1 protein-coding gene is annotated in these 1,203 nt (G+C 75.3%); it reads right to left on the minus strand.

Features of this window, described 5'->3' with window-relative positions; all coding sequences use genetic code 11:
* Window positions 1–1,203: beta-ketoacyl reductase (locus G3I65_RS01350; RefSeq protein WP_160693950.1), on the minus strand; the 1,203-nt coding region annotated here is incomplete at both ends.

The following is a 1,203-nucleotide window of genomic DNA, read 5'->3' on the forward strand; positions in this document are numbered from 1 at the left end:
GCCGGACCGGCCCAGCCGCGACACGTCGTCGTCGCCGAGGTGCGCGGTCAGGCCGCTGCGCGCTTCCCACAGCCCCCACGCGAGCGACGTCGCGGGCAAGCCCAGGCCGCGGCGGTGCTGCGCGAGGGCGTCGAGGTAGGCGTTGGCCGCGGAATAGCCGGCCTGGCCGGCGCCGCCCATCGTCGTGGCGAAGGAGGAGAACAGGACGAACGCGTCGAGGTCGAGGTGCGCGGTCAGCTCGTGCAAGTGCTTGGCAGCCAGGGCTTTGGGCCGCAGCACGGTGTCCAGCCGCTCCGGCGTCAGTCCTTCGAGGACTCCGTCGTCGAGGGCGCCCGCGGCGTGCACCACGGCCGTCAGCGGGTGCTCGGCGGGGATGGCCGCCAGCGCGCTTTCGAGGGCGGCCTTGTCGGCGACGTCGCAGGAGAGCACGGTCACTGACGCGCCGGTCAGCTCCTCGGCGGGCGGCGCGCTGCGGCTGAGCAGCAGCAGGTGCCGGACGCCGTGGACGGTCACCAGGTGCCGGGCGAGCAGGCCGCCGAGCACGCCGCTCGCGCCGGTGATCAGGACGGTCCCGTCCGGGTTCCAGGCGTGCTCCTGCTTCGGCAGGGTCGCGCGCGCCAGCCGCGGCACCTGGAATTCGCCGCCGCGCAAGGCCAGTTGCGGCTCCCCGGACGCGGCGGCCGCGCCCGCCCAGGTGACCAGGTTTTCGGTGGTGTCGACGTCGAGGAGGACGAACCGGCCGGGGTGTTCCGACTGCGCGGACCGCACCAGACCCCAGACCGCGGCCGCTTCGGGGTCGGCGGGCGCCTCCCCCACGGCCGATTCGGTGACGAGCACGAGCTTTCCGTCGTGCTCGCCGGTCAGGAACTCCTGCACGGTCCCGAGCGCCTCGACGGTCGCGTCGCCGCGGAATTCCGCGTACGCCACCGGGCCGGGCTCCCCGAGCGGGACGGCCGGAGCGGCGGGCTCGGTGTCGATGTGCTGCCAGGTCAGGGTGAACAGCGAGTCGGTGCCGTGGTCCGCCGCGGCGGCCAGCTGCCCGGCCGAAATCGGGCGCATGACCAGGGAATCCGCCTCGGCGACCGGCGCGCCGCTCTCGTCGGCGACGGCGACCGAGACGCCGTCCGCGCCGAGCGCGCCGAGCCGGACGCGCAGGGTGGTCGCCCCGGTCGCGTACAGCCGGACGCCGGTCCACGCGAACGG

This window comes from Amycolatopsis sp. SID8362, assembly GCF_010550475.1.
In the GTDB taxonomy this organism is placed as follows: Bacteria; Actinomycetota; Actinomycetes; order Mycobacteriales; family Pseudonocardiaceae; genus Amycolatopsis; species Amycolatopsis eburnea.